Raw genomic sequence first — 18,770 nt, 5'->3', positions numbered from 1 at the left:
ATCCGGTGAAATTCCTTTGACACCTTTACCCTACACCACTCCTTATAAATTGTCAAGTATTTATTATTAACGCTACTAAATAAACCCCAAAAGGGATCTTTTATTTCCATTTATAATTCTGCTCCGTTTGTTTCTATCACGTGTTTATACCAGAATGCGGAATCTTTCATAATTCTCTCCTGATTTCTGTAGTCCACATATACGAGTCCAAATCGATATGAGTAACCTTTGGCCCATTCAAAATTATCCATCAAAGACCACTGGAAATATCCTCTGATATCCGCTTCCTCTGCTGCTTTTCTCAGTTCTCGCAAATATCTTGCAAGAAAATCAATTCTGTTTGGATCATGCACTTTTCCATCTAATGAGATCACATCATGGCAGGATAATCCGTTCTCTGTGATGTAAATTGGCTTATGATATCTTTCATATAAAAACTTCGGTCCCCACTGCAGACATTCCGGTGTTACCGGCCATTGGATCGCAGTTTTAGGAAATCCTTCATATCGGCAAACCTCCTGTGGCTTTCCGTCTTCTCCCATACGGACGCATCTTCCATTATAAATATTCTGTCCATAGATATCGATCGGTTCTGAGATCAGACGCATATCTTCTTCTGTGATTTTCGGAAGATATTTTTCATAACGCACCAATCCCTCATCCGGATAATGTCCTAATAAAACCGGATCAGACCACCAGGATATCTTCCTCTTATTACTCTACTATTCTAATTATTTCCATTCCTCGATTCCCAGATTCTCTATATAATCAGCAAGTTCTCTCGCCATCTCATAGGTTTCTGGAATTCTGAGATGTCCTGGAGTCGCTGCTCCGTTTCTTTTAAAGATACAATGGGAAATCTTACGGTCTCCCATAGAAACCACTACATCGTCAATTGCTTTGTCCCAAGAACTGTCATGCTCAAGCAATGTCGTACAGCAGATGACCGATGCCTTCGGATATACCTGACGCAGTTTTTTTAAAAATTCTGTATAGTGTTCTCTCCAAAGAATTGCTTTCTCACACATATAGTCTTCTGACATGTAATCAAACGGATGATTATCATTCTGGCCAATTGCCACGACAACAACCTGCGGTGTATACTGATTAAAATCCCATTCTATCAGTTCACCAAATGTTTTATTGAAGCGGATTTTATTCCAGGCACTTTCCATTCCAATCTGATCCGGCTCATGGAACCAGCCTTGTCCATCCAGCAATGCAATTCCGCCCTGTGCGATATCATGGATCTGTGCATTCAGCATACGTGCTGTCATCCATGCATAGGAATACCAGCTGTTAGAATAACCTCCCTGATGTTCAGGGTCCGTCTTTCCTGTATAATCCACTGCTTCTGTCACTTCTCCTGCTGATACAGAATCTCCGTAAACTTCAATTTTTCTTGTCTGTGCATCCGGAAGTTCCAATAATTTTGCTCCGTCTTCAATTTCAAATCCAAGGATGTGCATCTCATGGCAGGAATCCTGACGTTTAAAGAAAAGAACATGATGTTCTCCGTTTTCATTCTCAGGAACACGAATCTCTATTTCATTCTCTTTCTCGTTATCCAGATAATAACACGACTGCACTCCATCTAAAATACATCCAAGATAATTCTGCCAGTATTCATTTTTGTTTCTCAGGAAAATTTTCAAATATTTTCCTGTAAATTTAAATTCCACAGATGTACATGGATAAACCCAGATTGGTTCTTTTGGATTCGCCCAGTCAATCCTTCCGCTATAACGTATTTTTTTATTATCAGGATTAATTCTCATCTTATCTCCTCCATATTTTACAGTAAACTTGCTGCACCGATCATTCCAGCTTCATTTCCAAGTGCTGCTGTCTCAATCTCCTGAAGTCTCTCCTTCAAAAATCTTATGCAATAATTAATGACATCAGATAAAATGGAGTTGTATCCGTTACCTCTTCCGGAAGAATTGTTATATCTACCGTATGAATTTTCTTTTCTCCACTGCACTGCAGGAAGCAGTCACCTCAAAATGAATAGAATCCCCGGCTTTTTTTCCGATCCATCCATTTTTAAAATGATCAAGATGTCCTGCTTTCTCTTCCGTATCTGCATGAAATCCGCAAAGTTTTGGTGAAATTTCACGGATTGTCAGGCGTTTTGCATTCTCGTATGCATTCTCCGTCATTGCCTTCGGAAAAACAGGTTCTTTTTCCTCAACTTCTAATTCTGCTTTCACGCTTTCAAGGAATTTTTCAATTTCTTCTGCAACAAGTTTGTGTCCTTTATCATTTGGATGAAGTCCATCTGGTGTAAGTTCTTCCCTTATATATTCACCAGCCTTCATTCGCTGATAAATCGTATCTCTTGCTTCAACCTTTGCAGCATTCACGAGAAATCTGCAATTTGTTCCGTAAGAATCCAATAGGCAGTTGGCCGATTTTTTCTTTTATGCGAAATGGAAACGGAACGTATAGCTGTATCTTCCCTTGCATACACGATATTCCGGGTGAATATTTTTCGTCCAGCCGGTATCTCCGCCAAGGCCTGCGTGTGCTGCATCCAGGATCAGCCAGGTTCCTGTCGTCTGCTCCGGAAGTTCTTCCTCATATGCGGCTTTTCGATATTCTGCCATAGAATATGGAAGCGCACTGAAATGAAAATCATCACTGCCTACAATCTGAACGGTATGTGTTCCATCTGAAAGAACGGCAAACCGCGTATCCTCATGGCCGCCGCATTCACATGGTACTACAAACGGAACGTGCTGTTCTGCTACAGAAGATGTGTAAAATCCGGTAAAAGCTGCATCCTTTCGGTCTGCATACGTCTCCCAGGGTCCTTTTCCATACCAGCTGAGCGTATCAAACGCTGCAGGAAGGCAGAATGACTGTCCGACTCTTGCGATGGTCTCAAGGCCGCTGTTGTTTGTTACTTCGTTTTTCAGCTCCATTCCCTCACTGCCGATGCGATACAGAGTATGAGCGGTAAAGAGTACTGCGTTGTCCGGCTCCGCGGTATAGGAAGCCTGCACTTCAAGAAGCACCTGATTTCCGGCACTGACAGCCGATACTGACTGTACTTCCTTTTTCAGACGATCCAGACCTTCCGCGCGCCAGATATCATCGTAATCACTTTCATGGGTTCCCTCATCAATACCGGTTGGGGCACGATAAAATTCATCTTTTCCGCCGGTCATAAAAGAAACGCTCTTTGCCTGATATCTGGTAAATTCACCTGTCTTTTTATCAAAGATAATTTCGGTCTCTTCGCCGGTGATGCGAACATGATTTTCATCCTCCGATACGGTCAGTGGTTTCCCGACAATCGTTTTCTCGTCTGCCAGATAAACACCTGAAGTAACCGGAATCTGACGGCGGTATAGTTCTGTTCCCGCCGGTGCATAGAAGGTATCTTGGGCAAGCTCAACGTAATAATTTACATACGCCTCGCCATGCAGTTTCGCCGGAAGCTCCGGAAGCGGAAGCGTCTCTGTTGTTCCGGCTGCCGTGTAAAATGTCGGATAGCTGCCTTTGGCAAGCGTTTCGCCGTTCTGCACAATTTCATAACGCACCTGCAGATGAGAAAGATCGAGGGTATGGTAGCGGTTTGCCAGCACCCATATAGTTTCGCCGGTATATGGATTTTTCACCTGCTCAATCGTAACCGGGGACTGGCCGTTTCTCACCTCATAGGCGCCCGGTTTATAGGAAAGATCGGCAAAGACAACACCATTCAGACACATATCCGGAACCGGATCGGTCACATCCTCTCCGAACGCTCCGCCGTAGCCGTATTTGATATTTCCGTCCTCCTCGTGGATCGCAATCGCCTTGTCCGCGAAATCCCAGATAAAGCCGCCCTGGAAACGCGGGTATTTATTGACATAGTCCCAGAACTCCCTGAAGTTTCCGTTGCTGTTGCTCTTTGCATACGCATATTCGCACATGATGAACGGGCGGAGATCGGAATCGTCTGCCATCACATCCTCAAGCCAGCTCATCGTCGGATACATTGGGCAGATAACGTCGGAAATATTACTCTTTGGGTTGCCGGACTCATACTGAACGTATCTTGTCTTGTCGTATTCGCGGATCCAGCCGTGCATCGCGGCATGATTCGCCCCGGCACCGGATTCATTTCCAAGGGACCACAAGACGATGGAAGGATGGTTTTTATCACGCAGTACCATACGGGTTGCACGCTCCAGATAAGCGGCTGTCCACTCAGCGGATGCACTGAGCTGTCCGCCGTAACCGTGCGTCTCAAGATTTGTCTCATCGACAAGGTAAATGCCAAGCTCGTCACACAGATCATACCATTTCACGGAATTCGGATAATGGCTGGTACGAACAGCGTTGAAATTCAGGCGTTTCATCACAGCAATTTCTTTTCGCATCTGCTCCTCAGAAACGGTACGTCCCGTCTCGGCGCAAAAATCGTGGCGGTCAACACCTCGGATCACAAGGCGTTTGCCATTCAGGGTCAGAACACCGCGGCTGTTGATTTCCACCTGACGGAAGCCGACCTTGCAGCTCTCGATATCAACCGTCTCATTCTCTTTGTTCTGTAGCTCGACAACGAGGGTGTAAAGTGTCGGAGTCTCTGCAGTCCAGAGTGCCGGGTTCTCTACCGGAGCAGTAACGGTTGCGATGAATTTCGGCATCAGATAGAAGCCGCACTCAGCAAACGGTCTCGAATCCATCTCGGTTACTTTGTTCTGTTCTGCATCATACAGCGTCACTTTGGCATGATACTCGCCGTACAGCGGTTTGGAGTTGTCCGGCCAGATCGTGACAGAGAGGGTAGCTTTCGTGTAATCCGGGTGTGTGAACAGTGTCTCTGCCTTATAGTCCAGGATGTGCTGCACCGGTTTCGATACGAGGCGGACATCGCGGTAGATACCGGACAGATGCCAGTAATCCTGATCTTCCAGGTAAGTACCGTCACAGTAGCGCATTACCTGTACGGCGAGGGTGTTCGTTCCCTCCTGCACATATTCGGTGATGTCAAATTCCGCGTTCACTTTGCTGTCCTGGGAATACCCCACCTGTTTTCCGTTGATCCAGAGATAGAAGCAGGACTCCACACCGCCGAAATCGATGAGAAGCTGTCGGCCGATATAGTCTGTTGGAACCTCAAAGGTTCTGAAATAGCAGCCAGTCAGATTTTTCTCCGGTACGTACGGCGCATTCAGCTCGTAGGTGCCTTCGGTAATCTCGATCTCAAATGCTTCGCCGTTTGCCTCCCGTTTGAACGGATACAGCATATTGGTGTAAACCGGCTTTCCATATCCCTGCAGTTCCCAGTTGGACGGCACCGGAATCGCATCCCATGCTGCGTGATCGAAATTCTCTTCATAAAATGCTTCCACCGCTTCCGGTGACGGATACATTTTGAATTTCCAGTCTCCGTTCAGATCCATTACAAAGCGGGACGCGTTCCGATTTCCGGCGAGCGCCTGCTCTACCGTCTCATACGCACCGTATGGCGTATGCATCGGATAACGATTTTTCTGCGTTATATACTGATTTTCCCAGTCTCTTGTCTGTCTCATGTTCTTGAAACCCTCCTTGCCTTTGCTTTCGCATTTTCCGACTGTCTCTCTTCTTTTTATCCAGATTGGTGTTCCTTTTTTGCTTTCCTGTGATATAATACATCTGTGGATTTTCAGAAGATTCATGCAGTTATCTTATGATTCAGTATAAAACACTGCACGTGGATGAGAAATAGTTGATCTGGTGTTTCTTTTATCCAAAATGGGAAAGCAAAGGAGAAGTCGTATGATACCGGAATATCTGCTTGCAAAAATAGAAAAGAGCGATGTTATCTATCGCTGTATTGGAAATGAAATGAAGAACGGGATTCTGGCGTGCGGTTTTATGCGGAAAGAGACGGCGGACCGCTCGCAGTATCATTTTTCGAACGAGTATTACAGCTGTTTCGTGCTGCTGCGCGGGAGCGGGGAATATATTGCCGAGGACGGCACCTCCTATCCGCTGCAGGCGGGAAGCCTGGTCCAGCGTCTGCCGGGTGTGCCGCATTCCACACGCGTAGACCCCGATGGGAAATGGCTGGAATTTTTTATCTCGATTGGGAAACCGTTTTTTGATTCTTTCTGCTCGCTTTCGGTTCTGAACCGGGAGCCGGTGCTAAAGGCAGAGCTGCTTCCCGGCGATCTCGAGCGGTATCAGAAGCTTCTGCAGTCGTTAAAGGCCACACCGGACAGTCTGCTGCCTTTGCGGATTCCGGAGATGGAAAAAGAGATTCTGCGAATGTACGGCTACCATGCGCACCGGGTGAATCTGCAACGGGATCCGATCGAGGCCGCCTGCGATATGCTCTCGCAGAATCTTGATGAAGAAATTTCTCTCGAAGAGCTTGCCCGGTCACTCCAGATCGGTTATGAGACGTTTCGAAAAGTATTTAAAAAACAGACCGGCGTCTCTCCTGCACGGTACCGCACTAGGAAGAAAATGGAGCAGGCCCGTATTCTTCTCGAGGGCGGCGTACCGATGAAGGAAATTGCCGGTCTTGTCGGATATGGCGATGTCTATGCGTTCAGCAAGCAGTTTTCCCGGTTCTTTGGATTCCCACCTGGAAAGTACCGCGCACGTCTTCACACGGATGCGCCGGATTTAGAACAGTTTTAAGATATCGTCCACGGTTTTACGTTTCGGCTTGTCCGGGTTGATGGCACGGTAGCCGACAGCAATGACAGCACCAAGGAGCTCATTCTCCGGAATGGAGAGGGCTTCACGGATAGCTTTCTCATCACGGATTCCCATAATCAGAGTATCAAGGCCGAGTTCTCTTGCGCGCAGGATCAGGTTTTCGTCATGCAGGCCAAGATCGTAATAGCCCCAGCCGTTTCCGACTTCATTGTCCGGTGTTCCGTCCTGCGTGAAGCCGGAGCGGTCTTTTACGAATGCTGTTACGACAAGTGCGGCTCCCTTTGAACTCTTCTGATTGAATTCTGGAAGGCATTTTGCGGAAAATTCTTCGACTTTCTCCGGTGTTACAAGGGCATAGTACCGTGTTGTCTGTGAGTTTTTCCAGGATGGTGCCTGAATCGCTGCCTGTACGATCTCCTGGATCTGCTCTGCGGTTACGTGTTTCTCCGGAGCAAACGCGCGGATGCTTCTTCTTTCTTCCAGCAGTTTTGTAAATTCCATGGTGTATATCCTCCTTTTATTTATAAAGCCTCGTAATCTTCCCGTGAAAAACGGTGATACGTCAGGCCGAATTCATTTTCTTCGACACAGTAACAGTATTCATCTACAGACGGGTCTGAAAAAGAAAATACATGGCCCATCTCATGCTCCTCGGATGCGTTTTCTTCCACGGTAGTATGCATTTTCTCTGCATAGGAAGAAAAGCAGTTTCGAACCTGTTCCATTGTGTTTCCAGGCGTTGTGATCACCTGCAGAAGGTTCTGCAGGAGCTCCGGAACAGGAATTTTCCGCTCGATATAAGAACATCCCTCCTCCGGGATTTCCATGCAGTAGCGGTCCTTGACCGCTGAAATCGCAAGTGTTCCAAGACGCGGCTGTACTTCCTTACAGAACGCGGCAAGTGCCGCATCCAGGTCTTCTGTTTCGTCTAAAGAGAGGGAACGGCGCAGGGACTCCACCGGGTAGTAGAGCTTCATCGTACCGCCCTCATAGCCGATCTTCACCTGCCATTCCCGAATCGTATCGGTAATATGTTTTTCCAACAGTTTTGCTGTCATATTTTTTCAGTCACCTCCATTATGCTGCATGTGCAAAAAATACAGTATTATTATCGCATGAATTGGGCGTTGTGTGAACACTTAATTTTTTGTTTTTTACAAAAAGAAAAGAATCACTTTTTTTACTCCTCGAAACGTCAGAAACCTCCGCCAGAAAAGCTGGAACAGAGGTTTCTGTGATTTCTTATGTCAGAAGAATTTCTCAGTCATTTTGTTCTGAATTACTCTTCGTCGTCTTTTTTCTTTCTGCCGCGGAGTTTGAATCCAAGTCCGCCAGCGCCAAGAGATGCAACTGCCATGCTTACCCATCCCCAGATGTTGGTAGCATCACCGGTCTTTGCATTATCACTCTTCTTGGAAGTAGAGGTATTGGATACTTTATTACTTGCAAGCGGAGTAGATGTTGCTTTCGGGGTGCTTGTCGGGGTCTTCGTCGGCTGCGTCGTAGGTATTGTGGTAGGAGCAGTCGTCGGGGTTGTGGTTGGTGCTGTTGTAGGTGTAACCGTCGGAGTCTCAGTTGGGGTAACCGTCGGAGTCTCGGTCGGGGTTACGGTTGGGGTCTCTGTAGGAGTAGGAGTCGGCTCTTCTGCTGATTTCTTCCAGGTGAAGCTAAGATCCTGATATCCCAGTGAAGAAACTGTAATTTCAAAGGAATCGCCCTCTGCGAACGGTGCTGCATCTGTCTTTAAGGAACCATCCTCATTGAACAGTACAACAGCTCCTCTTCCGCTTGCTGCATATGCTTTTCCATTTACAGTAACAGAGGTAATGTTCTTCAGATAATCTGCAAACTCTTCATCTGTTGCATCCCCTTTCTTAAGCAGACCCGGTGTTGTCGTATCTTCGTTAAATGCTGCCGGCATCTCTTCCGTGTAAAGGATAAAGTCTGCGGAAAGATCTGCATATTTACCATTCTTATCGCTGACAGTCAATGTATAAGAACCTTTCTCTGCATTCTTGAAGTACAGAGTATCACCGGACACGGTTCCCGTCAGACCTTCTACTGTATAGACAGCATCGTAATCATCCGGCAGGCCTTCCAGTTTAACAGAAGCATTTCCAGATGTGACAGACGCATTCTCTACAGAAAATTCATATGCAAACTTAACCGGTACATATACATCTGCGTCGACTTCGTAAATTCCCTTGCTGGTGTAATAGGTAATTTTGTTGATGGTCTGTCCCATCATACTCTTGTAATGTTCAGAAGAAGTCGGACAATTATGAACGCTTGTGGTAAATCCAGTGCTCCATGCCAGCTTAGACACTCTCCAGATATTCTCCAGATGACGCATTCCGTAATCGTTGCCCTCTTTTGTGCTGACAACAACACCATATACGGTATCTTCGCCTGCTTTGATGGTATCAGTAAGACCATCCAGATCCAGCTGATAATCACCGTATTTGCTGTTAGTGGAGAGCTCTGCCGTTACATTTTCCAGCTTTGCTGTCTCGGTTCCCTGAACAGCACCAAAGGTTACATTGCCGTCTGCATCTACAGATGCTTCTTTGTAATAAGACGGAACCTCATGTAAAGTGTAATATGCATAGCTTGCATTCTCATACAGTGCATCTTTTCCGGTATACGTTGTGGTGGATGTCTGTCCACGGTTGGTAACGGTGATTTCTACAGAATCCTCATCTGTCACTTTCGTGTATTTGCTCAGATCCATACCCTCTGTTACTTTTACTGGGAAGGTGATACCTGTAATATCGCTTCCGTCTGCATTCACATGGTAAGATCCGCCAGAAAGGGAGGCTGTTCTTGTTTTGTTCTTGGTTGCGGAAGTAAATGCATCTACTGGAATATCGTTATGAACCTCTGCCTGATAGAACTCAGCATACGGAATGTTCATTAATACATACTGGGACTGAAGTGCTTCGATTGCTGCATTCAGATGCTCTGTTGCTTCGTCTACGGTTCCCTGGCTCTGTTTTTTCTCCAATGCTTCTTTTGCTTCTGCCAGTTCTGTCTGCATATTATTCCAGGAAGTTTCCGTGTAAAGATCTTTATTCAGTGCATCTGCCTTTGCAATTGCCTCTTCCAGTGCTGCTGTGCTCTCTACCGGATCAGCTCCTACAATATTCGCTTTGGTTGCTTCAAAAGTGTAGGAAGCATCTGCATAGCCAAGTGCATGAATCGTAATCTTCCAATAACCGGTTCCATCCGTTCCCTCCGGTAAAGTGCAGCGCAGGGAATCGGTAAGGCCAAGCTGGATTCCCATTACTTTATGCATCCAGTTATCTGCTGCGAATTTTGTTCCATACGTTGCTTTTGCATTCGTATAAGTGGAATCATCACCGTAATAAGTCCAGGTTACGGTCTGCAGATTAGCAGCCAGATCGCCGTAATCTCCCGTTAAATCTACGCGAAGGAATTCTCCATAAGAACCATTGGCTTCTTTCACGGTCAGTCCTACGGTCTCAGCATCCGGAGCTGTCTTCAGCGCCTGATCTTTGATTCCGGATTCACTTCCTGTTGTTCTTGCAGAGAAGGAGAAGCTTCCATCTGCATTTTTCACTGCTATCTTCAGACCGTTTGTGTTTTCTGTTACATCTGCAACCAGGCCTGTATAGCTCTGCAGTTTATTTTCAGAAAATCCACCGGAAAGTGTTCCGCCGTTTTCTACCACAACATACTTTTTGCAGAAATCTTCGTAATCATCTTCCGAAACTTTTACAGGCACATATTTCAGACCTTTTACTTCATAATGATCAATCTGGCTCTTATCGTAAGTTACGGTCTCGCCGTTCGTCAGAACTGCCGTGGTTGCTGCGGTATAATATGCTACATCATAGGTTGTGCCATCTTTCATGTAGATAGTCGCTGCGCACTGGAAGCTTCCTCTGTGCAGTCCATGGTTTGTAGTCGCACGGGTTACAACATCAAAAGCGCCTTTATCACTTTCTTCGCGACTGTCAGTTTCATCCGAACCAGCGTCGCTTCCTGCCGCCTGAACTCCTTCTGCTGCCCAATACTCAGCCCAGGTAAGACCTGCATATACATATTTATATGTTGTTTCTTTCTTCTCATAAGTAAAGGAAAGCGTCTTGTAACCTGTTGCAGTTACTTCGATTTCAAATTTATTTCCTTCTGCAAAAGCGGCAGCTGTCAGATCAAGCGTACCGTCTTCTTTGATCAGAATTGTTTTCCGTTTTCCAGTTGCTGCATATTCTTTTCCATTTACTTTTACCGAAGTGATGTTCTTGATATAATCAGCAAAGTCATCTTCTGATGCATTCTCTGCTTTTACAAGCGCCGGAGCACTTCCTTTTTCGTTGTAAGCAGCCGGCATTGCATCTGTATACAGAGTAAAGCTCTGTGTCAGATCTGCATAAACACCTTTTTTATCATGAATCGTCAGAGTATACATTCCTTTTTTCGCATTTGCGGAATAAGAAATGGTATTTCCGTCTACTGCAAATCCATCCAGACCATCTACGGAATATTCTGCATCATAATCAGCCGGAAGTCCGGTTACGGTCATCGTTGTCTTTCCAGCGGAAAGAGAAGCGTCTTCTACGGATACACTTGCCTCAAATTTTGTTGGAACAAAAATATCATTCACTGGAATCGTGTAGATTCCTTTGCTGGTATAATAAGTAACCTTATTGATATGCTGTCCCATCATGCTCTTGTAATGTGCAGAAGAAGTCAGGCATCCATGTACCTGTGTTGTAAATCCAGTTGACCATGCCAGCTCTGTTCCGCGCCAGATATTTTCCACATGACGCATACCATAGTCATTGCCTTCTTTCGTGCTGACAATAACACCATAGATCTGATCGGTTCCAACATCAATCGTGTTCTCCAGTCCGTCGAGATCCAGCTGATAATCTCCATATTTTGATTCAGTCATAAATTCCGGAGATACATTGGTCAGTTCAATTGCAGTTCCAACTGTTTTTCCAAAAGAAAGAGAGCCATCTGCATTTACCGTTGCTTCTTTGTAGTAAGAAGGTACTTCGCTTAATACATAATATGCATAGTCTGAGTTTTCAAATAAGGCGTCTTTTCCAGTGTATGTCTGTGTAGATGTCTGACCACGGTTTGTTACTGTAATACTTACAGAGTCAGAATCTGTTACTTTCTTAAATTTGGAAAGATCCACTCCTGTTACTTTAACCGGGAAGGTAATTCCATTGATTGCACTTCCATCTGCATTGGTATGATAAGAACCACCGGCAAGAGTGGCTGTTCTTGTTTTGCTCTTCGTTGCGGAAGAAAATACATCCACTGGAACAGAGTTGTTTACATCTGCAGCATAAAATTCATCATACGGAATGTTCATCAGAACGTAAGCCACCTGCTCAGTTGGAGTCTCGGTCGGGGTCGCCGTTGGGGTTGCGGTTGGCGTTGCTGTCGGGGTCGCCGTCGGAGTCGGTGCTTTAACAAGGCCTTTTACTGCAGTATTCAGCGCATCTTTCGCGGTATCAACAGCGCTCTGGGATTCTTTTGCAGAAAGAGCAGATTTTGCTGCGGTAAGAGCAGTCTGGACAGCTTTCCAGGAGTCTGCGGTGTAGTCAGCTTCCTTTAATGCTTCGGCATCTGCGATTGCTTTTTCAAGTGCTGTGGTGTCTACTGCTTCTGGAGTCGGGGTTGCTTTTTGGGTTGCTGCAAGAGCCGCGGTTTTTACTGCATTCGAAGTTCTGGTTGCACCCGATACAATATCCCATCCTTCAATGTTTTCAATCGTTGCATCTTTTCCAAGAAGTTTCGTTTTGAATCCTTTGCTGTTTGTAGCTGCTTTTTTAAAATATGTAGCATTTTCTGTATTGTATCCAGAACCAGGTGTTACTGCAATATCAGAAAACTTACCGTCTGCAACTGTGATTTTGACATTAACGTCATATTCATCCCATGCATTCTCATCCTCATCGTCTTCTGCAGTTCTGGTAACATGAGCCGTAGACTCATAAGTGCCATCTGCCAGCACGCCACTTGTAGCATCCGCCAGTGCGGTTCCCGGGAGCAGGCTCATGGTCATGGAAGCTGCCATTACGGCTGCTAATGATTTTTTCTGAAGTTCTTTTCTTTTGATCATAACTTCCTCCTTTTTCCTTTTCCACAGTTTTGCAGGAAAAACAGGGGCAAAACTGTCCTTCATTATTATATTAGTTTTCACTAATCAATAATTGTTTTAACTAACCGTAGATTATTCTACTAATTTTTGATCGTTTTGTCTAACTCTTAACTGATTATTTTTTCTCAAAAGAGGCACAGATTCTGCTTATTGAGTATTTTTACTATTTAATGATCCGATACTGTGAAGTTTGTGGGATGATTTTCGTTCCCACACAGAAAAAATTCCGTAGATATGGAGTTTTCACCGCGAAGAACTCTTTCGTCCATCGCGTTTTACCGCAGAAAGAATGCGGTCCGAAAGGATTCCGATCAGCATTCCGGTGATGACTCCGGCCACGAGAAGCGCCGGCAGATAATAGAACAGTTTGCGGTTCTGCACCACGAGAGCCGCCACGCAGATCTGCGCGACATTGTGCGTCACGCCTCCTGCAATACTTACGCCGGTGATACTAAAGCCCTTGATGTGTTTCAGCAGAAGCATCACAAGAAAGCTCAAAAGCCCGCCGGCAAGGCTGTAAAGGATGGACATTCCATTTCCGAACAGATACCCCATCAGAAGAATGCGGGCGACGGAAATCATCAGGACTTCCCCTGCCGGAAGGAAAAAGAGGCCGACGACTACAACCAGATTGGCAATGCCGAGTTTGATTCCAGGAACACCGAGGTTGATCGGGATCAGTACCTCCACATAACTGAAGATCATGGCAAGTGCCATCAGCATGGCGCATAAGGCAATTTTTCTGCTTGCAGTGCGGCTGTCTCTCATAAATTCCAATTCCTTTCTTCTAAGCTGGTATTATTTTACAATCACATCCGGCGCATCGTCGGCGTCGTCCGTTGTGGATCCGTCACTTTCTACCTCCGCAACCAGCTTATGCGGCAGGCACACGATCGTCTCATTTACCCGGGAAATCGTACCCTGTCTTTTGCAGTAGCCGTCCGGGCAGTCAGCTTCTTCCATATGGACACTTCCGTTTTCGATCACCAGGACATTCGTTCCGTGACCCGTCTGAATTTTCACGGTCTGATTTTCTGCGAGTGAATACGTTCCGTAGACTTCGCCGTCCACCGTGACTTTCATGGTATTTCCATTTTCCGTTTTCGGCAGCCGAAGCGCCAGGGCAAGGATTCCAGCCAGGAGCAGAACGGCGCCTGCCAGAATCAGATCTTTTTTCTTCATATAGTTTTCCTTATTCTGAATCAGATGCCAGCCCATAACAGCAGTGTCAGCAGGAATACAGCACGGAACAGCGTAAAGAGGATTTCATTTCCGTGAAATTCCTTTACCCCGCAGCGGATATTACCTTTCGGACACGTATCAATACATTTCTGGCACTGGAAACAGTCGCCGGAGATCTCCACGTATCCATCGGATGGCAGTTCCACCGCTGACGGGCACTGTCTCGTGCAGGCGCTGCAGCCGCGGATGCAGTTTTCGCGTTTCCGGTGCAGAGTAAAGAACGGCAGGATCGGAAGCAGAGAAAAGACAGCTCCCATTGGGCACAGGAAACGGCAGAAAAAGCGCTCCTCAAAGAACATGCCGACCAGGATCAGCACCAGAAGAACAATGCCTGGAATATAAGAGGAAAGTCGGAAATTTCCCGCATGCAGCATGGAAAAGACATCCCACGGGCTTGTTCCTCTTGCTTTCTGATAAACTCCTGCAAAGCAGCAAAGAGCAATCAGAAGCAGAATGCCGTATTTGACCAGCGCCAGTTTTTTTGCCAGTTCCGGTTTGATGCATCTGGGCTTCTTTTTACGTTTCTTACAGATTATACCATAAATTGCGTGCATTGCATCCCCCAGACTTCCAAAAGCGCATGCAAAACCGCAGAAAAATCTGCCGAAAACAATCGTAAATGCACAGACAAGGAGCAGAGCCGACACAAACGCGGTCATCTCAATTTTTTCACCCTGTCCAAGCTGCGTAAAAATGTATTTCACTCCGTTAAATGCAGCGGTAAATACTGACGGAAGAAACAGGAAATATAAAAGCTGGATTCCGGCACGCAGGCAGGAAACGATCTGTTTTCTCTTCTTTGCCGGTAATGTGGATAGATCTAAATTTTTCATGTTATTTCTCCGCCTTTTCTATTGCTTCCTGCGCCGCATTTCTGATACCGGTGGAGCTGAATGTTGCTCCGCTGATCGTATCAACATCGGCGGACTGTGCCTCAATAATCTTTGGAATGATCGCCTCCGCGTTTGACAGATACGCACTGTCCTCGCCGTCGGCGGATGTGATGGCAAGATCGGTAATCTGGCCGCCCTCTACGGTTACTTCAACTGCAATGGTGCCGCCGAAGCCGTCAGCTTCACCGTCATACGTACCGTCCACGTACTGCCCTTCTGCTTCTGCTGCTTCACTTGCGGCCGTATCCGCCGTGTTGGATGCAGCTGCTGCGGCCTGCAGATTTTCCTTCTGAAGCTGGGTCGTCTCAAGCTCTGCCGAGAGCCGCGCGATCTGATCCTCTTTGTCTCTTTTATCGAGTACGGTATTGTAGCCGATCAGAACAGCAGCAATGACAGCGACATTCAAAAAACGAACAATCAATTGTCTCATCTGTTTTCCCCTTTATTGCGTTACTTTCGCAGCATCCAGCGCATTCCGGCATGCCTCAAGAATGGCTTTTGAGGAGCAGGTTGCACGGGAAACGGTGTCGATGTTTTCAAGCGTTCCGGTTTCCAGAATCTGAGCGGAAACGCCTTTGATTTTGGAGGTTCCTTCGGATGCGCGGCGGATGTAGGAGGCATTCTGACTGTCTCCGTCACCGGTGATGTTGCTTAACGCTACGATTTTATCGTTTTCAATTGTTACCGTCACAGAAAGCTGATAAGCGGTAAAATCTTCATCTTCATCCGGCTCGCAGACGGCAATCGCTGTGTATTCGCCGTCCTGATAGATCTTTTGTTCCGGAGTTTCCGTCGGGGTTGGTGTTGGCGTCTCAGTTGGCTCCGGGATTTCGGTCGGGGTTGGTGTTTCCGTCGGTGTCGGGGTTGGATTTTTCTTTTCCTCAGTTACGCGTTCTGCCTCTTTTAAAGCTTCCTCGATTGCCGCAAGAATTCCCCTGGAGCTGTAGGTTGCGCCGGAAACGGTGTCAACTTCCAGTGTCTGGTTTTTCACAACGTCCTTTGCTGTCTGTTTTGCGCGTTTTAAGAATGCTTCGTCATCTTCACTCTCGGTCACGAGAATTGCCTTGATCGTCTCATCCTGAATGACAACTGCCGTTGTAATGTCTCCCAGATAGCCCTCGCCGGTTCCGTAGTAAATGCCTTCCTCGTATGGGAATTTTCCTTCCGGAATCGTTGTGGTTCCGCCGCTGCTCGTTCCGTTATCCGGAACGGTCTCGCCGTTTGTTGCCTTCTTCGCATTTTCCAGCGCCTGTTTTACTGCGTTCTGGATGCCGCGGGAGCTGTACGTTGCGCCGGATACGAGATCCACATCGGTTTTCTGTCCGTCTACGATGCGGTCCGCTACGACTTTGGCACGGTTGAAGAATGTCTCGTCATCTTCGTTTTCCAGAATCAGTACCGCTTTGATCGTCTGATCCTGCAGGGCTACCGCCACTTTGATGTCTCCCTGGAAACCGGCGGCCGTGCCGTAATAAATTCCGTCCTGATAAGGGAAACTTCCCTTGGATGCAGACGAATTGTTATTGTTCTGATTATTATTCTGGCTGTTGTTTCCGTTGTTTGTATTGCTCTGGCTTCCTCCGTTTGTACTGGAAGACCCGTTCACTGCCGCCTGACTTAAGGCACTCCGCACAGCTTCAATAATACCGCGGGAGCTGTATGTCGCGCTGGAGACCGTATCCACATTCGTACTCTGTGTTGAGATAATCGTCGAAATCAGAGAGGAAGCACTGGAAAGGTAGCTTGGCGTATCGCTGTTTTCCACAATATCAATCGAAGCAATTTTTCCGCCGCTGACAACAACGCAGACTTTCATTGTGCCGCCAAATCCTGTTCCGGTTCCGTAATACGTTCCATCCCGGTAGGCAGCCGGTTCTTCGATTTTAGATACTGTAACGGTTCCGCCGGCAGAGGCTCCGCCGCCTGCCGCTCCTGATGCGGATGCCGGTTCTGAAGTGTCCTCCTGACCGGTCAGTGCATTTTTCACGGCTGCAAGGATACCTTTTGAACTGAAAGTTGCACCGGAAACCGTGTCCACATCCACACTCTGGGATGCGATGATACGGTCGATAACTCCCTTCGCACGGTTCAGGAAAGCTGCGTCCTCGCCGGGAGCGCTTACAATCGAGATCGACTGAATCGTTTTGTCTTTCAATACGACAGAGACTGTAATCGTACCGCCAAAACCTGTTCCGCTTCCTTCGTACGTTCCGTCCGCCAGCTCAAAGCTGCCGGAACCGACGGCTGCGACAAGTTCTGCTTCGGTATCGGTTGTCTTTTTGGTATCGTCCTTCTTTTTTGTATCATCTTTCTTTTCCGCTGCATCGGTATCCTGTTCCGGCTCCGGTGTCACCAGTGCCTCCGGCTGCTCTACGGCGTAAACCGGTGCAGTGTAGCCGTTCAGCGAAATACCGGCACAGGCTGCTACGATAACTGCCGCGAGAGCCGGTGCAAATGCTGTCAGTTTTTTCCATTTTCCCATGGTTATGTATCACCGTCTTTCTTGATAATGTTTGTCTCGTGATCGGATGTGAAATCGTCAGCAATTCCTTCGGTTACATACAGAACGCCGTCCTCATCCTCCAGAATGGTGTCAAATTCATCGCTGTGTGCACGCCAGTATTCGGCCGCCTTGTCCTTCCCCATGATGAAAAGAGAAGTAGAAAGGCCATCCGCCAGTGTTCCGTCAGCACTTACGATCGTCACCGACACCAGACCGTTATTTGCCGGATGACCGGTCGATGGATCGATGATGTGATGATATTTCATGCCGTCCTGTTCGAAATACCGCTCATAGCCGCCAGAAGTAATAACCGCCCGGTTGGCCGTCGAGAGAATGCCGAGATAATCATCCTCTGCCTCCGGACTCTGCACGGCAACGCGCCATTTACTGCCGTCCGTTTTCGTGCCGACAACCTGAACGTTTCCGCCGAGGTTGATGAGCCCGCTCGTCACACCGCATTCCCGGTAAATATCGGCGATTCTGCCGGAGGTATAGCCCTTTGCGATTCCGCCGAAGTCAATTTTCATGCCGTCCTTGGCAAAGCTGATGGATGCGCTGTCCTTGTCGTATAGGATATCATTGGCATCGGTCAGCGGAAGGAGGCTTTCGATCGTCTCATCCGAAGGAATCGTATAATTTCCGGTTGTAAAACCCCAGGCGTCCATGATCGGATAAATTGCGATGTCGAAAACGCCGTTTGTGCTGTCATACAGATCCAGCGAGCGTTCCAGCAGATAGGTGGTATCCTCCGATAAGGTTCCGCCGCCGTTTGCATTGATCTGCGCTACTTCACTCGTCTTCTCTCCGGTCGACAGAAGTGCATCCAGCCGCTCAATCTCCTGCTGCGCCTGATCCACCGCCGTTTCTGCATTCGGACCATAGGCAGTGACCGTCATGTACGTATCCATCGCAAAAATATCTCGGCTGCTCGATGCATCTGCGGCATCGGAAGAAGCTGTGGATGATGCGGATTTCTGCGTGGAATTCTCTTCCGAAGCGTCAGAACTGCTCGAAGACTCCGAAACAGACGCCGGCTGTGTCTGACTTTCACTGCTCTCCGGCTGCGCTGCTGTCCCCGCACCGGAACATCCGCCGACCGTCATCACCATGGCAAGACAAAATGCTGCAACAATTTTCTTTTTCATAAATAAAACTCCATTTTTTCTTATGTTAGGAAATTCTAACTTTGGTATTATAACATTAACTTGTAACTTACGCTATGAATTACTTGATAAAAGTTTTTCAATTAGCGTTCTGTATCTGATAAATTTTCTCATTTTATGTACTCTAAATCAAGTGGATTTTACTGGAATTCAAGCACCGATATACAAAAAGCCCCCAC

The 18,770-nt window shown here is 47.0% G+C and carries 14 protein-coding genes; 1 reads left to right on the top strand and 13 read right to left on the bottom strand.

All coding sequences use genetic code 11. The features are described from left to right. Nucleotides 1-110 precede the first annotated feature (110 nt). The 4 genes from DWY63_RS02660 to DWY63_RS02645 form a co-directional block, all read right to left on the bottom strand. Nucleotides 111-704 carry a family 1 glycosylhydrolase gene (locus DWY63_RS02660; protein ID WP_330415403.1) on the bottom strand — a complete coding sequence of 198 codons (594 nt, stop codon included), beginning with the start codon at nt 702-704 and terminating at the stop codon, nt 111-113. 27 nt (nt 705-731) lie between these two features. Then, on the bottom strand, nt 732-1,778 hold the full coding sequence (locus tag DWY63_RS02655) for an electron transporter RnfD (protein WP_117801143.1): 1,047 nt from the start codon (nt 1,776-1,778) through the stop codon (nt 732-734). A 174-nt stretch (nt 1,779-1,952) separates the two neighbouring features. Continuing rightward, nucleotides 1,953-2,366 carry an SGNH/GDSL hydrolase family protein gene (locus DWY63_RS02650; RefSeq protein WP_117801141.1) on the bottom strand — a complete coding sequence of 138 codons (414 nt, stop codon included), beginning with the start codon at nt 2,364-2,366 and terminating at the stop codon, nt 1,953-1,955. A gap of 57 nt (nt 2,367-2,423) precedes the next feature. Next, nucleotides 2,424-5,531 (bottom strand): glycoside hydrolase family 2 TIM barrel-domain containing protein, encoded by a 3,108-nt coding sequence (locus DWY63_RS02645; protein ID WP_158568306.1) that lies wholly within the window; start codon nt 5,529-5,531, stop codon nt 2,424-2,426. Between the two features lie 226 nt (nt 5,532-5,757). On the opposite strand from DWY63_RS02645, the gene DWY63_RS02640 reads away from it, so the two are divergent. Then, entirely contained in the window at nt 5,758-6,627 is an 870-nt protein-coding gene (locus DWY63_RS02640) for a helix-turn-helix domain-containing protein (protein ID WP_055266091.1), read from the top strand. Here the strand turns inward: DWY63_RS02640 and DWY63_RS02635 are convergent. The 9 genes from DWY63_RS02635 to DWY63_RS02590 form a co-directional block, all read right to left on the bottom strand. Then, nucleotides 6,613-7,149, bottom strand: coding sequence for a nitroreductase family protein (locus DWY63_RS02635; protein ID WP_117761498.1), 537 nt, complete (start codon nt 7,147-7,149; stop codon nt 6,613-6,615). The two genes, DWY63_RS02640 and DWY63_RS02635, sit on opposite strands and share 15 nt — an antisense overlap. Nucleotides 7,150-7,169: 20 nt before the next feature. Further along, complete coding sequence (locus DWY63_RS02630; protein WP_117801135.1) at nt 7,170-7,706, bottom strand: DUF3877 family protein; 537 nt, start codon at nt 7,704-7,706, stop codon at nt 7,170-7,172. A gap of 221 nt (nt 7,707-7,927) precedes the next feature. Beyond that, the gene (locus DWY63_RS02620; protein ID WP_158568305.1) at nt 7,928-12,751 is read right to left on the bottom strand and encodes a penicillin-binding Tp47 domain C-containing protein; all 4,824 of its coding nucleotides are present in this window, start codon (nt 12,749-12,751) and stop codon (nt 7,928-7,930) included. Between the two features lie 282 nt (nt 12,752-13,033). Then, a complete protein-coding gene (locus DWY63_RS02615; protein WP_055266099.1) occupies nt 13,034-13,558 on the bottom strand; it encodes a Gx transporter family protein in 525 nt (174 codons plus the stop codon). 30 nt (nt 13,559-13,588) lie between these two features. Next, entirely contained in the window at nt 13,589-13,972 is a 384-nt protein-coding gene (locus tag DWY63_RS02610) for a NusG domain II-containing protein (RefSeq protein ID WP_055266101.1), read from the bottom strand. Between the two features lie 20 nt (nt 13,973-13,992). Further along, complete coding sequence (locus tag DWY63_RS02605; RefSeq protein WP_117761496.1) at nt 13,993-14,865, bottom strand: 4Fe-4S binding protein; 873 nt, start codon at nt 14,863-14,865, stop codon at nt 13,993-13,995. Between the two features lies 1 nt (nt 14,866). Next, nucleotides 14,867-15,355 carry an FMN-binding protein gene (locus DWY63_RS02600; RefSeq protein ID WP_055228158.1) on the bottom strand — a complete coding sequence of 163 codons (489 nt, stop codon included), beginning with the start codon at nt 15,353-15,355 and terminating at the stop codon, nt 14,867-14,869. Between the two features lie 12 nt (nt 15,356-15,367). Beyond that, a complete protein-coding gene (locus tag DWY63_RS02595) occupies nt 15,368-17,407 on the bottom strand; it encodes an FMN-binding protein (protein WP_117801133.1) in 2,040 nt (679 codons plus the stop codon). Nucleotides 17,408-17,409: 2 nt separating this feature from the next. Continuing rightward, on the bottom strand, nt 17,410-18,573 hold the full coding sequence (locus DWY63_RS02590) for an FAD:protein FMN transferase (protein WP_117801131.1): 1,164 nt from the start codon (nt 18,571-18,573) through the stop codon (nt 17,410-17,412). Between the last annotated feature and the right edge of the window lie 197 nt (nt 18,574-18,770).

Source organism: Blautia sp. AF26-2, assembly GCF_003460955.1.
In the GTDB taxonomy this organism is placed as follows: Bacteria; Bacillota; Clostridia; order Lachnospirales; family Lachnospiraceae; genus Fusicatenibacter; species Fusicatenibacter saccharivorans.
The sequence above is the reverse complement of the archived record's forward strand: the minus strand, read 5'-3'. Positions and strand labels throughout refer to the sequence as shown.

Excerpts from the sequence above, each read along its gene's own strand:
- DWY63_RS02595 (WP_117801133.1), bottom strand. The coding sequence starts at position 17,407 with ATGGGAAAATGGAAAAAACTGACAGCATTTGCACCGGCTCTCGCGGCA.
- DWY63_RS02630 (WP_117801135.1), bottom strand. The coding sequence starts at position 7,706 with ATGACAGCAAAACTGTTGGAAAAACATATTACCGATACGATTCGGGAA.
- DWY63_RS02600 (WP_055228158.1), bottom strand. The coding sequence starts at position 15,355 with ATGAGACAATTGATTGTTCGTTTTTTGAATGTCGCTGTCATTGCTGCT.
- DWY63_RS02635 (WP_117761498.1), bottom strand. The coding sequence starts at position 7,149 with ATGGAATTTACAAAACTGCTGGAAGAAAGAAGAAGCATCCGCGCGTTT.
- DWY63_RS02645 (WP_158568306.1), bottom strand. The coding sequence starts at position 5,531 with ATGAGACAGACAAGAGACTGGGAAAATCAGTATATAACGCAGAAAAAT.
- DWY63_RS02610 (WP_055266101.1), bottom strand. The coding sequence starts at position 13,972 with ATGAAGAAAAAAGATCTGATTCTGGCAGGCGCCGTTCTGCTCCTGGCT.
- DWY63_RS02620 (WP_158568305.1), bottom strand. The coding sequence starts at position 12,751 with ATGATCAAAAGAAAAGAACTTCAGAAAAAATCATTAGCAGCCGTAATG.
- DWY63_RS02605 (WP_117761496.1), bottom strand. The coding sequence starts at position 14,865 with ATGAAAAATTTAGATCTATCCACATTACCGGCAAAGAAGAGAAAACAG.
- DWY63_RS02655 (WP_117801143.1), bottom strand. The coding sequence starts at position 1,778 with ATGAGAATTAATCCTGATAATAAAAAAATACGTTATAGCGGAAGGATT.
- DWY63_RS02615 (WP_055266099.1), bottom strand. The coding sequence starts at position 13,558 with ATGAGAGACAGCCGCACTGCAAGCAGAAAAATTGCCTTATGCGCCATG.
- DWY63_RS02590 (WP_117801131.1), bottom strand. The coding sequence starts at position 18,573 with ATGAAAAAGAAAATTGTTGCAGCATTTTGTCTTGCCATGGTGATGACG.
- DWY63_RS02640 (WP_055266091.1), top strand. The coding sequence starts at position 5,758 with ATGATACCGGAATATCTGCTTGCAAAAATAGAAAAGAGCGATGTTATC.